The following is a 13678-nucleotide window of genomic DNA, read 5'->3' as shown; positions in this document are numbered from 1 at the left end:
TGAGGCTCAGTCTTGCATTGCGTGACGGCGGGGCCAGGCGGCCAGATCGGTATTCAGCAGCGCCGCCCATTGGGCTGTCACCTGGGACAGCCGGAACTCTGCCCGCGCGGTGGCTAGGGGGCAGTGCCCGATGGCGCTGCGCCAGTCGGCGATCCTTGCGGCGATTGCCTCCGGGTTGGTGGTGTCGATGCATTGCCCGGGATCCGAGGCGACCTCGTCATTTGCGCCAAGGCCGCGCTGCAGAAGCGCCGGGCAGCCGACGGCATTGGCTTCTGCAATGACCAGCCCGAAGGTCTCGGCAAACTGGTCCTGCGGATAGAACAGGCACATTGCCCGGCGCATCCAGCTGACCAGCCGGGGCTTTTCGAGCCGCCCAAGCGGGATGACCCCGGCGGGGACCGGACCGGCCGGCCAGGCCAGATATCCTGGATCCGCCACGGCAAGGCGCAGGGAAGGGACGCGGTGCTTCAGCGCCTCGAACCGCCGGAAGACCTGGCCCAGCCCCTTGTGGGGGGAGGAGGCGAAGAGCATCAGGTTCGGATCGCGGGGGGTGTCGTCGGGGAAAAGATCATCGTCGATCGGGTTGTGGATATGGCCGATGCACGGTGCATCGGGGCCAAGGAAGGCGCGCAGCCAGTCGGCATGGGCGGCGGAGACGCATATCACCTCTACCCCGGCCTCGCGCAGGGCCGGGGCCAGCGCCCGGTTGTGACGGCCGGGAAAGACGTGCTGCCAGACGATGATGCGCGCCGTGGGATGCAGCCGCGCCAACCGGGGCGCGACCTTCCAGGAATTGACCACGACGATGGTCGCCGGCGCTTCTGGCAAAGGGCGCCTCACGTCGAACCCGGCGTAGCGGACGCGACCCGACAGCCTGTCGTGCCCCTGCCGCGCGGATTGGCGCACGGTGACGCGGAGGCGGGGGGCCAGGCTTTCGGCGATGCGCACCAGGGTCGCTTCGGTCCCGCCAAGGCCGGCCAGATCACCCGGCATCCCGCTATAGGCACGCGGGGCGAGCACATCGACAAAGGTGATCCCGCCGCTCATGCCACCTGCTCCCGAAGGGCGCTCATCCCGCTTAGCACGGCGCGGTCGCAGAGGGCCGGGTTGCTGCAGGACCGGATGGCGATGCCGGACAGATCAATGGGCACCGGATCGACCTCGCGCGTGGCGAACCAGTGGCCGACGGCGTCCCAGACCCGCTTGCGATCCGCGATGCGGCGCGGGCTGTCGTAATCCGTCGCCCCCAGCTGGGTCAGGCTGTCGGGTGTCTCGATCTTGGTCAGCAGGATCTCCGGGATGACCCAGAGCACCTCTCCGGCCATGATCAGCCGGTTGCGGAATTCGCGGTCCTCCTCGATGCAGTCCATGAAGCCGCCCAGCCGGTCGAAGACCGACCGGTGGTACAGGCCCGAATTCACATGGGTCCAGTCCCCCGGCACCCCGGCGGCCATCTGCAGGTTCGGGAAGAAATCATCGACAAGGCTGAGGGCGCGGCGGATCTCGACCCGCTCGCCATCGGGTAGGATGAGCTCATGATGGGTCAGCACGCCCCCGACCTGGATGCGCGTGTCCGGCTCTCGGCCCGACAGGCGCCAGTTGAGGCAGGGGTGCGCGCTGATGGTTTCGTTGCCAAGCACGCGGGCCTGACGCATGACCTTGTCGCGGTGGGGCAGGTCATCGGAATCGTGGAAGGTGATGGCCTCCGATGTGCTGAGCGCGATGCCAACGTTCTTTGCCTGTGCGGTGCCCACGTTGCCGGCAAGGCTGACGCCGACGAAACGGGGATGATCCGCGTAGCGCGCGATGACCGCCCCGGTCTGGTCCTGCGATCCGTCATCGACGACCATCACCGTGGTCTGGGGATGCGACTGTCCCAGGGCCGCCTCGATGGCCTGCGGCAGGATGGGGGCGCGATTGTAAGTCGGGATGATGATCGTGACGCTGGGTGTCATTGGGCGGTCCTCATGCAGGGTGAAGGGCAGAGCGGTAGGCGACCAGGCGGCGGCGCGTGGCAAGCGCCAGCGGATAGGGCAGCGCCACCAGAACGGCGCCAAGCGCGGCGGCGGCAGGCAAATGCGGGACGGTGAGCAGGGCGGCGCCGCAGAGCGCCAGCGCGGGCAGCATCGGCCCCACGGCATCGGACGCCTGATCGACATCTTTCGCGGTCCGCCGGAAACTGCCCGAGCGCCGCATGAGGGCGTCAACCGTCCCAAGCGCTGATGGCAGGATCATTGCGGCCCGCGCCGCCAGTGCCACGGCGAAGGCCCTGACCGGCGGGCGGTCGCGCAGGGCCATGCCGATGAGCATGGGCAGGCAGACCGACAGGTAAACCAGAACCAGGCCGATCCCCGACAGCGTGACCAGAAGGCGGCTTGCCTCCACCTGATGGCCCATCGACAACGCGAGGCCACCGCCAAGCAAGGTGGCGGTACAGGGCAGCGCGAGGTTCGCCCAAGCGGTGAGCTGCGCAAAGACCTGCAGCGTCCTGCGCGCCGGCAGCCCTCCGAAGACGCCACGGGCCGTGTCCATGTTGCCGGCCGCCCAGCGATAGCGTTGCAGGCTGAGGCCACCCAGATCGAGGGGCAGCAGACCGCGCCCGACGATCCGGTCCACGAACCGCCCGCGATAGCCCATCCGGTGCAGGCGCAGGCCAAGCTCTGCATCCTCGGTGATGGTTCGGAAGCTCCATCCCCCGACGGCCTCGAGCGCGGGGCGGCTGATGACGCTGAGCGTTCCGGTCAGCAGCATCGCGCCCGCTACGTTCGCCTGGCGTGCATGGCGCAGGAAATAGTCCGCCAGTTCAAGCGAGAGCCCCTGCGCGGGGCCCGCGTCGCCGTGGTAGGCCTGCGGGAACTGGACGAAGTCATCCCCGCCGCGCTGCAGCTCCTGCGCCGCGATGGCCAGGAAATCCGGCGTGACCTCGTAATCCGCATCAACGATGACCACGTGGGTGGCCGCGGGGTGCGTGCGCGCGAGAGCGATATTGAGTGCGCCCGCCTTGGCGCCGGCAACGCCCTCTTCATGGTAGAATCGGAAGGCGGGACCAAGAGAGGTGCAGAGTGCCTCTATCGGGCGCCAGAGTGCAGGGTCAGCGGTGTTGTTGTCCAGCACGATGACCTCGAACTCCGGGGCGCCAACCTGCGTTGCAAAGGCGCGCAAGCTGCGCGCGACAACGGCGGGAGGTTCGGCGTGGGTCGCCAGATGGACGGAGAAATGCAGCCGCTGTGGTGCCCCGACGCGCGAGGCCACTTCGGGCCGCCGGCGCTTCGAGACCAGCCCGGCATGCAGGTTGAGCGCCCCGAGGATCACCTGGGCCAGCATGGCCAGCGCGACCACCGGAAGAGCCAGTGCCGGCAGCAGTATGGCAAGCGCCATCAGTCCGAGAAAGGCGCAGCGCCCATCGGGTCGTGACATGGTCTGGTTCCTTGTGAGGAGGGCCACCTCAAGGGGGGTAGCTCTGTGATAAGAACAGCGGGCGGGCCCCGATGTTCCGACAACATTTGTTATCCCGAGCCAGTCTGCCGGCGGTCTTTCGCCGGGGGCAGGGGGGGTGCTGCCTTGCTTACTCCACCCGGTTCTCGGTGCCATGAGACGCCGGCTAGGACGTCGTCAGCGCAAGGTTCCCGCCGGGGACAACGCCGGCAGATTGTGCGCCGGAGGAGGGGTAGCTTTGGAGCCAGGCAAATGTTCGGCTCGAACCATCCTGGGGAGGGCGAATGCTTGCCGTCGATAGATCTGTCAGTGCCAGGAAACCTTTCGAAGGGTGATGTCACAGACGGGACAGAGAGAGGTTTTGAGGAGCTGGATCTACGGTTTTGCCTGGCACTTTCACAAAGAAAGCCATCCGCTCACAGACCTTAGCTTCCCGTCCGTCGACATCGGCGCCGCACGGCAGGACCCACGAAAAGTCCCTGACCTTGGCATGCGCACTTAGGCGTGGCCTTCCCCGCCATCGCGGCGCATGAGGTCTATCCGCCCGTCGTGTTGTTGCCTGTGACCACGCTGCGCCTGGAACATGCGTCGCAGAGGGCATACTCTGATCATTCGCCATGGTCGCGAGGACCTTTGACCACAACAGCGGCAGCTGACATCCAACTGGAACACCGTCGCGGCAAAATTCCCCATTTCAACACGGGGTTTGAGCCTACACGTGAATAAGCTCTTCATTCCTTGCGAGAGCGACGCAACTCCAACGTTTCTTCCAGTAACCGAAATTTATGGCTGCGGCCGGGCAATGCCTCGGTCAGCGACCTCGATTTCTTGCAGCCTCATGCCAGGCGACGGAGTGGCGACAGGTCCGGATCCGGATCCGGGATCGCGTCCATGAGCTTGCGTGTATAGTCCTGTGACGGGGTGTCGAAGATCTTGGCCACAGGGCCCTGCTCGACGATCCGGCCGCGCTCGATCACCGCCACGCGGTCGCAGGTGTAGCGGATGACGCCGAGGTCATGACTGATGAAGAAATAAGTCAGCCCGAGTTCTTTCTGAAGTCGTTGCAAGAGGTTCAGAATATCCGCCTGCACCGACACGTCGAGCGCCGACGTCGGCTCGTCGAGGATCAGCAGTTCCGGCTCCACCGCAAGCGCGCGGGCGATGTTGATGCGCTGGCGCTGGCCGCCGGAGAATTCGTGTGGGTGGCGATAGAGGTGTTCGCGGCCAAGGCCGACGGCCTCGAGCAGGTCGAGCACACGCCGGGTGTATCCGCTGCGTGCGATCCCGAGGTCAGGGCCGTGGATCACCAGCGCCTCGGCGATAGTGTCGTGGATTGTCATGCGAGGGTCGAGCGAGGCCTGCGGATCCTGGAAGACAATCTGCATTCGGCGTCGCAGCCGGCGCTCGCCGCCGCGGCCGAGGTCTATCACCGGGTGGCCGTCGAACAGGACGTGCCCCTCGGAGGGGCGTTCGAGACCAAGGATATTGCGGGTCAGCGTCGTTTTGCCCGACCCGCTCTCACCGACGAGTCCGAAGCTCTCGCCGCGGGCGACTGAGATGTCGATGCCTGTCAGGGCGCGGAAGGCGGGTGAGGTGCCGAATAGCCCGCGGCGTGCACCGTAGACATGGCCAAGGCCTTCGATCTTGAGAAGTGGCTTACTCATGCGGTGACCTCTTTTGCGGTTGCGGCGATCTCAGCTTCGATGCGGTCGCGCAGTGGCCAATCGATGCCGCGCAGGGTGTCCATCTGGGCGCGCGCGGTGGGGATCGCGTCCATCAGAGCGCGGGTGTAGATGTGTTCGGGCGCCTTCAGCACCTTGCTTACGGGCCCGCGCTCGACGATGCGGCCACGATACATGACCGCCACATGCGAGCACAGTTGCGCCACCACGCCAAGGTTATGGGTGATGAACATCACCCCGATGTTCCGCTCCTCGACCAGGCGGTGGATCAGCCGAAGGATCTGCGACTGCACCGAGACATCAAGTGCTGTCGTCGGCTCGTCCGCGATCAGCAGGTCCGGCTGGCCGATCATCGCCATGGCAATCAGAACGCGCTGGCGCATGCCCCCTGAGAACTCGTGGGGGAAACGCGCCATGCGGTCCTCGGCATCATGCAGGCCGAAGCTTTCGAGCAGCGCGACGCTGGCCTGCCAGGCGGCGCGTCGGCGGGCCCGGCGCGACTCGCGCCCAGTGAGGCCGAGAATGGCGGGCTTGTCGCGGGCGGCGTGCAGTGCCGCATCCACCATCTGGGTGCCGATCCGGAAGCTCGGGTTCAGGTTGGTCGTCGGATCCTGGAAGATCATGCCGATCCGCCCGCCGCGCAGCGCGCGCATGTCGCGCTCACCGGCGCGTAGCACGTCCTTCCCGTCGAACAGCACCTGCCCGCCGGTATAGCGCGCGGTCGTGTTCGGAAGCAGGCGCGAGATGGTCAGCCCGGTCAGCGATTTTCCAGATCCGGTTTCGCCCACCACGCCCCAGATCTGCCCCCGCTCGACGGTCAGGTCGATGCCCTTGAGAATGGGGGTCTCGCCCTCGAAGCTGCGCATCGAGAGGTGAAGGTCGGAGATGTCCAGCAATGCCATGCGGTCGTTCCTCTCAGCGGCGGGTGCGCGGGTCGAGCACGTCGCGCAGACCGTCGCCCAGGAGGTTGAAGGCCAGCACGGCCAGGAAGATCGCGGTGCCCGGGAAGATCGCCGTCCACCAGTATTGCGGCATGTAGTTGCGCGCCTCGGCAAGCATCGTGCCCCATTCCGGGGTCGGCGGCTTGACCCCGATGCCGACGAAGCCGAGCGAGGCCACCAGCAGGATCGCGAAACCCACGTCGAGCGAGGCCTTCACCACCACGGGCGTAACGATGTTGGGCAGGACGTGGCGGCCGATCAGCCGCATCGGTCCGACCCCCAGCACGCGCGAGGCGATGACGAATTGTTCTTGTTTTTTGGCGGCGACCTCGGCGCGCACCAGCCGTGCGTAGGTCGGCCACCAGGTGATGGTGATCGCGATGATCATGTTCCAGATGCCGGTGCCAAGCGCCGCGGCGACGGCCATGGCGAGGATCAGCGAGGGGATGGTCAGCAGAAGATCGGTGATGCGCATAATCACCTCGTCGATCCAGCCACCGACCCAGCCGGCGATGACGCCGAGCGCGCCGCCGATAATCAGCGCCAGCAGGATCACCGTCACCCCCGAAAGCAACGAGATGCGGCTGCCGTAGATCACTAGCGTCATGATGTCTTGGCCGACCGAATTGGTGCCGAACCAATGCGCGGCAGAGGGTGGCTGGAAGGCCACCGCCGGGTTCACCGCGCCGGTCACATCGTCTGGGTAGGGCAGCAGCCAGGGCGCCAGCAGCGCCACGGTAATCAGGATCACCGCGATGGCGAGGCCGATCACCGAAAGCAGGCTCTGGCGGAAGCGGTAGATCGCGCGGGCGCGGGCCTCGGCGCGGGCGGACCGGGCAAGGCCGGCCCGGGGAAGGGACGTGTCGATCTGGCTCATTGCAGGCGCACCTTCGGGTTGAGGACCGCCTGAAGAATGTCGACGATCACAGAGGTGACGAGGTAGATCATGGCGATCACGAGCGTTACGCCGATGACCGGCATGAAGTCCTGGCCCAGGATGGCCTGCGTGGAATAGAGACCGATGCCCGGCCAATCGAAGATCGTCTCGACCAGCACCGTGCCGCCAAGCAGCCAGGACACGTACAGTCCGATCACCGTCAGCGTTGCCGAGACCGCGTTGCGCAGGGTGTATTTGAACAGGATGATCCAAGAGGGGATCCCCAGGGCCCGTTCAGTCAGGATATAATCCTGCTGCAGCACTTCGATGGTCGAGGCGCGCATCATCCGCAGGATCGTCGCCAGCGGCGACAGCGACAGCGCGAGCGCGGGCAGCGCGAGATGTTGCAGCGCCACGCCGAGCGCGTGCCAGTCGCCGATCAGGATTGCGTCCACGGTGTAGAAGCCGGTTATCCGTTCGGGCGGAAACTCGATGAGGGGGAAGCGTCCCGACAGCGGCAGCCAGTTCAACGCCATGGCAAAGGCCAGCTGCAGCAGCAAACCGAGGAAGAACCGCGGCATGGCGATGGCCCCGAGCGAGACAGTGCGCGTCAGATAGTCGAAGATGCCGTCGCGCCAGATCGCCGCGAGCAGGCCGAGCGGAATGCCAACGATCACGGCGATCAGCAGCGCCGCGATCACCAGCTCCAGAGTGGCGGGCACGAACTCGGCAAGGTCGGCGGCGACCGGACGCCGCGAGAACAGGGAGACACCCCAGTCGCCCTGCAACAGGCCTGTGAGGTAGTTCCAATATTGGACCGGGATGGGCTTGTCCAAGCCGAATTCGGCAGCGACCGAGGCGATGACCTCGGGGGTGGCATTCGGCCCGGCGGCCAGGCCCACGGGATCACCCGGCAACAGACGGGCGATCGCGAAGACGATCACCGAAAGGCCGAGCAGCGTGGGTATGATCAGCAGGAGGCGGCGGATCACGTACCAAAGCATGGAGGTCTCCCCGGTTCGGAGTGTGAGAAAGGCCCCGGCCGTGTCTTGGCCGGGGCGGTGTCGTCAGGCAGTGTGGATCAGTCCAGAGACAGCGGCAGCAGCTCCACGGCATTAGCGGCGACCGGCGTGAAGACGAAGTTCCGGACGTTATCACGCAGCGCCAGCTTTCGCTTTTCGAGCACGCCGAAGAGATCCGGCGCATCGGCTACGACCGCGCGCTGGAATTCGCCGTAGATCTCGGCACGGGCTTCGGCGTCGATCTCGCCGCGGGCCTGTTCGATCAGCGTGTCGACCTCGGGGTTGCCGTAGGTCGGGTTCTGCCAGGTGCCATTGCGCGACGAATGGTAGGCTGCATAGGCGATGTTGTCAGGGTCCGCGTAGTTCGCTGTCTGGAAGATGAAATGGAAGTCAGGTGCCGTTTCGGGCCGCGCCACCGAGGACACGATGTCCGGCCATGCGGTCGGCTGGATGTCGAGGCTGATGTTCAGCTCTTTCAGCGATTCCAGCAGGATCAGTGCCCAGCGGCGCATGTTTTCGTAACCGGAGGCGTAGCGCGCGGTCAGCGTGAAGCCGCCTTCGGCGTATTCAGACTTGGCCAGGTACTCGCGGGCCTTTTCAATGTCGCGGCGCGGCACCTCGAGCTCGGGATCGAAGCCAAGGATGCCGGTGGGCAGCGGGCCGGTCATCAGCTCGGCCGGGCCGGCGGCGGCCAGCATCGCGTCGTAATCGTAGGCATAGCTGATGGCACGGCGCAGGTTCACGTCCTGCAGCGGGCCGTCCTGCGTGTTCATCTTGATCGAGAAAGTCCGGTACTCGGTCTCGTAGATCAGATCGACACCGTCGGTGCCATCGAGCGCCTTCATGTCCTCGGCAGAGAGGTCCATCGCCATATGCGCCTCGCCGCGCGCCACCATCAGGCGTTGGGTCGAGGTCTCCCGGGTGATCTTCCAGATCGCGCCATCGAGGTTGCCGCCGCCGGGGTGCCAGTCGTTCTCGGCACGCATTAGCTGGTACAGGTTGCCGGTCTGGTAACGGCCCATGGTGAACGGACCCGACCCCGCGATGTTGCTCATCAGCCAGGCCTGGCCGTCATCATCGGCGAGGTGGGGCTCGACCGCATCCTTGTTGACGATGAACATCCAGATCATCACCTGCAGGAACGGCGCGTAGGGCTTTGTGAGGGTGAACTCGACCGTGCGCTCATCCAGCGCGCGGGTCGCACCTGGCTCGACGATGCCTTCGATCATCCAGGCGTTGCCGCGCTGAAGTCTCAGGATGCGCTCGATCGACCAGACGACGTCCTCGGCGGTGACCGACGAGCCGTCGTGGAACACGGCGTCGGGATCGAGGGTGAAGGTGTAGGTGAGGCCGTCGTCCGAAAGGGCCCATTCCGAGGCGAGGCCCGGCTGGATCTCGGGCGGGTTGCCGGAGACGCGAACCAGCGGATCATAAACGTTGCGGAACAGCATAGCGGGCGCATAGCCGGTTGCGACGTGCGGGTCGAAGTTGGGGATGTCCACGGCGCTGGCCAGCACCATGACCTTGCTGCCCTGGGCAAGGGCGGCGGGGGTGAGATGCGCTAGAGCTGCGATTGCGGCTGCACCGCCCAGCAGGGCGCGACGGGTGAGGTTCATGACGGAAACTCCTGTTGGATATCATTTTTTCTATCGAGGCGGGACCGCCTGAGCGGACCCGCCGAGTGCCCGGCGCGCGTCAGGAAGCCGTCGCGCGCGGGGCCTGGTCCTTGGCTCAGGCAGCCGAAGTGCGGCGCTTGGATAGGCCGTAGATCGTCTCGGCGGCCTCGGCGCTGATGTAGCCTTCCGACAGGTCGCGCTCGATCGCGTCGAGCGGCCGGTCCTCTGGCTTGCCGAAGCCGGAGCCGCCTGAAAGGCACAGCTCGACCACGGTTTCGGTGTCGTTCAGATCGACCATGCCGCCTGTACCGACGTTGTGGATCACTTCGCCCTGCGCGTTGCGCAGCAGCCCCTGGGCGGTGCGTCCGGGGGTGCCGCCGAAGGCACCCTCCATCGGCAGGTTCACGCCCTCGGGCGCGACCATCGCCTGCATCGGGCTGTCGCCGGTGAGACGCCGCGCCCGGACGCGGACGCCAAGGCCACCGCGGTTCGCGCCGGCCCCTGCGCTGTCCTGGATGAGACTCTTTTCCTCGATCAGCACGGGGATGCGGGTTTCCATCAGTTCGAGCGACGTGGTGGCCGCCGAAGTGGGCCAGAGGATCGGGGACTTGCCGTCCTGCTTGGCCGAACCGCCCTGGCCTGCTCCGAGCAGCAGAAGTTCATAGAACATCTTGCCCTCGTCATTGCGGCCATAGAATGACAGCAGGCTCGGCAAGCCCGAGAAGGCCTGCACACGGTCGGGCGCGGTGTCTTCCATGGCGCGGAAGACGTTCGGTGCGAGATACCAGCCGGTGCGGGTGCGCAGGCTGACCGGCGAGGGTTTCTCGCAGTTCAGGATCGACCCCTTCGGTGCGGAAACGGTGAAGGGACGGTAGCAGCCCGCGTTGCCACGCACGTTCGGCGTCAGCATGCACTTGAGCGGGTAGGTGGCATGTGCGCTGGTGTAGGACAGCGTGCAGTTGATGCCGCCCTTGGTCACCGCCGGCGGCGCGCCGTCGAAGTCCAGTGCGATAGTGTCGCCCGTCACGGTCAGTTCCAACGGGAAAGTCATCACCTCGCCCATCGGGTTGTTGCTGATCGACGAGGTGTAGACACCGTCAGGCAGGTCGCGGATCGCAGCGCGCATCGCCGCTTCGGAGCGGGACTGGATCACCTCGGAGAAGGCTTCGAGGTCCTCGAGCCCGTACTCTGACAGGAAGGCCTCGATCCGGTGCTGGCCGCGTTCGTTGGCGGTGATCAGCGAGCGGACATCGCCCAGAACCTGTTCGCTGTCGCGGATGTTCTCGCCCATCAGGCGGAACAGGTCCTCATTCTCTGCGCCTTCGCGGAGCAGCTTCATCGGTGGGATCTGCATGCCTTCTTCGAAGATCTGTGTCGCCGAGAGGCCGTCTCGCAGGCCGCCGATGTCACCGACGTGACCCACCGTGCCCATCAGCGCCACGACCTTGCCGTTCGAAAAGACCGGGGTGACGATGGCCAGGTCAAAGAGGTGACCCGCGCATTCCCACGGATCGTTGGTGATGTAGACGTCGCCAGGCTTCATGCTCTCGACCGGGTAGGTCTTGAGGATGTGCCGCACCGCCCAGGGCAGGGTCAGGTTGAACACTGGCATGACACGCGCCGAGTGCGCGATGGTCTCGCCCTTTGGGTCCAAGATGGCGCAGCCGAAGTCCTGGCTTTCGGAGATGATCAGCGAGAAGGCGGTGCGGCAGACCGTATGCCACATCTCTTCCGAGACCGTGACAAGCCGCGACCACATGATTTCCAGCGTGATCGGATCAGACTCGAGCAACTTGATCGCCTCGTCGCGCGGGGTCTGGGTGGTGATGCGCGTCGCGGCGCGGGCCGAGGCGGCGACCTTGATGATCAGGTTGCCGGCGGCGTCCTGCGTTGCCACGTCGCCTGGCGGGATGATGGTGGTGGACTCTGGCTCCTCGACGATTGCCGGGCCTGCAACCTCGTCGGCGGGGGTCAGGGCACGGCGGTCGTAAACGCTTGCCTCGAGGAACTCAGTGCCGAACCAGGTCTGACGCGTGCCCTTGAGCGCCGCGCCCGCGGTGGAGTTCACACCGTCCGAGGCCATTGTGATGGTGATCTTCGGCTCCGGCCCGCGCAGGCGCAGGCGCAGCGATAGGATCTCGATCTGCGCGTCGGTCGGCACGCGGGTGTAGCGTTCCGAGTAGGCGTTGGCAAAGGCGGCGCGGATCGCCTCGAGCGCATCGGTGCCTAACGGTCCCTGAGGTAGCGGTACCGTGATGTCATGCAACTGGCCGCGGATACGCATGTCGGCAGCGGGCTCGGCCACCATGTCGGGTTCTGCCACGCCAGACGCGGCAAGCTCGGCTTTGGCATCAAAGGCCATGTCGGCCAGCACTTGCGACAGCTCACCTGAGGCGAGCGCCTCCGAAAGGTCCATCGGGCGCGAGCGCACCATGTCCACCGAAAGCGGCGCGGTCAGGAAACCGAAGGCCGAGGCCGCACCGGAGGCGGGGGGAATGATCACCTCGCTGACGCCGAGGATGCGCGCGACCTTTGCCGCGAAGGCCGGGCCCGCGCCGCCGAAGCCGATCATCGAATAGGCACGCGGATCCTTGCCCTTTTCGACAAGGTGGATCTGGGCGGCTGAAGCCATGCTTTCGGCCACGGTCTGGTGGATGCCCCAGGCCGCGTCCATCGTGCCGATGCCCAGCGGACCGGCAAGCGTGCCGATGGCGGTTTCCGCGGCGGCCTTATCGAGCGTCATGCGCCCGCCGAGGAAGTTGTCCGGGTTGTAATAACCCAGGGCCACGGAGGCATCGGTCACAGTCGGCTGGTCACCGCCCTGACCGTAACAGGCAGGGCCAGGAGCGGCGCCGGCGGAATGGGGGCCGACCTGCATCAGGCCAACCGCGTCGATGGAGGCAATCGACCCGCCGCCCGCGCCGATCTCGATCATGTCAACGACGGGCGACTTGATCGGCAGACCAGAGCCGTTCTTGAAGCGATGTGTTCTGCCGGCCTCGAGGAACGAGGCGATATGCGCGCGGCCGTTCTCGATCATGCAGGCCTTGGCGGTGGTGCCGCCCATGTCAAAGGAAATCACGTTCTCCTTGCCCACGGCGAGTCCGAACCATGCCGTTGCAAGCGCGCCCCCGGCAGGGCCGGATTCCAGCAGGCGGATCGGCAGATCGCGCGCGGTGCGCGAGGACACAAGCCCGCCGGCGGAGGACATCAAGCGGAAGTCGCCGTCAAAACCATGCGCGGCAAGTTCGCTTTCAAAGCGCTGCAGGTAACGGTTCATCAGCGGCTGTACGTAGGCATTTGCGCAGGTGGTGACGAACCGCTGATATTCCGAGATCTCCGCGACGACATCAGAGGAGATCGAGACAGAGATGTCCGGGTGCGCAGCCCGGATCAGCTCGGCAGCACGCTGTTCGTGAGCGGGGTTGCGGTAGGCATGCATGAAGGCCACGGCGATGGCCTTGGCGCCCGCGGCAACCAGTTCGGCGGCCTCGCTCAGCACTGCCGCTTCGTCGAGCGGGGTCAGCTCGCTGCCGTCCGCCGTGATCCGGCCAGCGACTTCACGGCGCCAGGCACGCGCCACGAGCGGCTCCGGGAAGGCAAGCGTGAGATCGTAGATGTCGTAACGCTGCTCGGTGCCAATCTCTAGGATGTCGCGGAAGCCCTTCGTAGTGATCATGCCCACTGGCGCGCCCTTGCGTTCGATCACCGCGTTGGTGACGAGCGTGGTACCGTGCACGATCTCGGCAAGGTCCGCATGCGTAAGCCCAGCACGTTCCAGAAGTTCTGACAGGCCCTTCAGCGCGCCAAGGGACGGATCGGCCGGGGTGGTCAGGTGCTTGTAGAGCTGAATCTCGCCGGTCCGTGTGTCCGTGAGAACGAAATCGGTAAAGGTGCCACCGATGTCGATCCCCATCCGGTAAGTCTTTGCGGTCATCTTACGCCTTTCCAGATCCAAAGTTCCGGCTCAAGAAACATGAGAATTTTTCGAAATGGAAAAAAATATCGCGAAATGGCCGAAGATTTTCCTGAGTTTCGTGTTTTTGCACAAAATATGGATGGAATTCCCCGATTTTTTGCCCAATTAGTGTGCGCAATGCCAGCT

General features: G+C 65.5%; 9 protein-coding genes. All 9 read right to left on the bottom strand.

Annotated elements, in window-relative coordinates; genetic code table 11:
• Nucleotides 1-6: 6 nt before the first annotated feature.
• On the bottom strand, nt 7-1047 hold the full coding sequence (locus HCZ97_RS17740) for a glycosyltransferase family 4 protein (RefSeq protein ID WP_167690450.1): 1041 nt from the start codon (nt 1045-1047) through the stop codon (nt 7-9).
• Nucleotides 1044-1955 (bottom strand): glycosyltransferase family 2 protein, encoded by a 912-nt coding sequence (locus HCZ97_RS17735; protein ID WP_167690449.1) that lies wholly within the window; start codon nt 1953-1955, stop codon nt 1044-1046. The genes HCZ97_RS17740 and HCZ97_RS17735 overlap by 4 nt, the downstream gene beginning before the upstream one ends.
• Before the next feature lie 10 nt (nt 1956-1965).
• Nucleotides 1966-3417: a glycosyltransferase family 2 protein gene (locus tag HCZ97_RS17730; protein WP_167690448.1), complete on the bottom strand. Its 1452-nt coding sequence runs from the start codon at nt 3415-3417 to the stop codon at nt 1966-1968.
• Between the two features lie 854 nt (nt 3418-4271).
• Nucleotides 4272-5099, bottom strand: a complete 828-nt coding sequence (locus HCZ97_RS17725) for an ATP-binding cassette domain-containing protein (protein WP_167690447.1) — start codon at nt 5097-5099, stop codon at nt 4272-4274.
• Nucleotides 5096-6019 carry an ABC transporter ATP-binding protein gene (locus tag HCZ97_RS17720; protein WP_167690446.1) on the bottom strand — a complete coding sequence of 308 codons (924 nt, stop codon included), beginning with the start codon at nt 6017-6019 and terminating at the stop codon, nt 5096-5098. The genes HCZ97_RS17725 and HCZ97_RS17720 overlap by 4 nt, the downstream gene beginning before the upstream one ends.
• A gap of 13 nt (nt 6020-6032) precedes the next feature.
• Nucleotides 6033-6935 (bottom strand): ABC transporter permease, encoded by a 903-nt coding sequence (locus HCZ97_RS17715; protein WP_167690445.1) that lies wholly within the window; start codon nt 6933-6935, stop codon nt 6033-6035.
• Entirely contained in the window at nt 6932-7939 is a 1008-nt protein-coding gene (locus HCZ97_RS17710) for an ABC transporter permease (RefSeq protein ID WP_167690444.1), read from the bottom strand. Before HCZ97_RS17710 ends, HCZ97_RS17715 begins: the two co-directional genes overlap by 4 nt.
• 77 nt (nt 7940-8016) lie before the next feature.
• The gene (locus tag HCZ97_RS17705; RefSeq protein WP_167690443.1) at nt 8017-9573 is read right to left on the bottom strand and encodes an ABC transporter substrate-binding protein; all 1557 of its coding nucleotides are present in this window, start codon (nt 9571-9573) and stop codon (nt 8017-8019) included.
• 115 nt (nt 9574-9688) lie between these two features.
• Complete coding sequence (locus HCZ97_RS17700) at nt 9689-13510, bottom strand: hydantoinase B/oxoprolinase family protein (RefSeq protein WP_167690442.1); 3822 nt, start codon at nt 13508-13510, stop codon at nt 9689-9691.
• Nucleotides 13511-13678: the final 168 nt, after the last annotated feature.

Origin of the sequence: Pseudooceanicola sp. HF7, from assembly GCF_011806405.1 — a bacterium.
Taxonomy (GTDB): domain Bacteria; phylum Pseudomonadota; class Alphaproteobacteria; order Rhodobacterales; family Rhodobacteraceae; genus Pseudooceanicola.
Note: the sequence above shows the minus strand (reverse complement) of the source record. Positions and strands in the feature narration are given on the sequence as shown.

Bases quoted from the DNA above. Each gene is read 5' to 3' on its own strand.
- HCZ97_RS17705 (WP_167690443.1), bottom strand. From the start codon at position 9,573: ATGAACCTCACCCGTCGCGCCCTGCTGGGCGGTGCAGCCGCAATCGCA.
- HCZ97_RS17725 (WP_167690447.1), bottom strand. From the start codon at position 5,099: ATGAGTAAGCCACTTCTCAAGATCGAAGGCCTTGGCCATGTCTACGGT.
- HCZ97_RS17735 (WP_167690449.1), bottom strand. From the start codon at position 1,955: ATGACACCCAGCGTCACGATCATCATCCCGACTTACAATCGCGCCCCC.
- HCZ97_RS17715 (WP_167690445.1), bottom strand. From the start codon at position 6,935: ATGAGCCAGATCGACACGTCCCTTCCCCGGGCCGGCCTTGCCCGGTCC.
- HCZ97_RS17700 (WP_167690442.1), bottom strand. From the start codon at position 13,510: ATGACCGCAAAGACTTACCGGATGGGGATCGACATCGGTGGCACCTTT.
- HCZ97_RS17740 (WP_167690450.1), bottom strand. From the start codon at position 1,047: ATGAGCGGCGGGATCACCTTTGTCGATGTGCTCGCCCCGCGTGCCTAT.
- HCZ97_RS17710 (WP_167690444.1), bottom strand. From the start codon at position 7,939: ATGCTTTGGTACGTGATCCGCCGCCTCCTGCTGATCATACCCACGCTG.
- HCZ97_RS17720 (WP_167690446.1), bottom strand. From the start codon at position 6,019: ATGGCATTGCTGGACATCTCCGACCTTCACCTCTCGATGCGCAGCTTC.
- HCZ97_RS17730 (WP_167690448.1), bottom strand. From the start codon at position 3,417: ATGTCACGACCCGATGGGCGCTGCGCCTTTCTCGGACTGATGGCGCTT.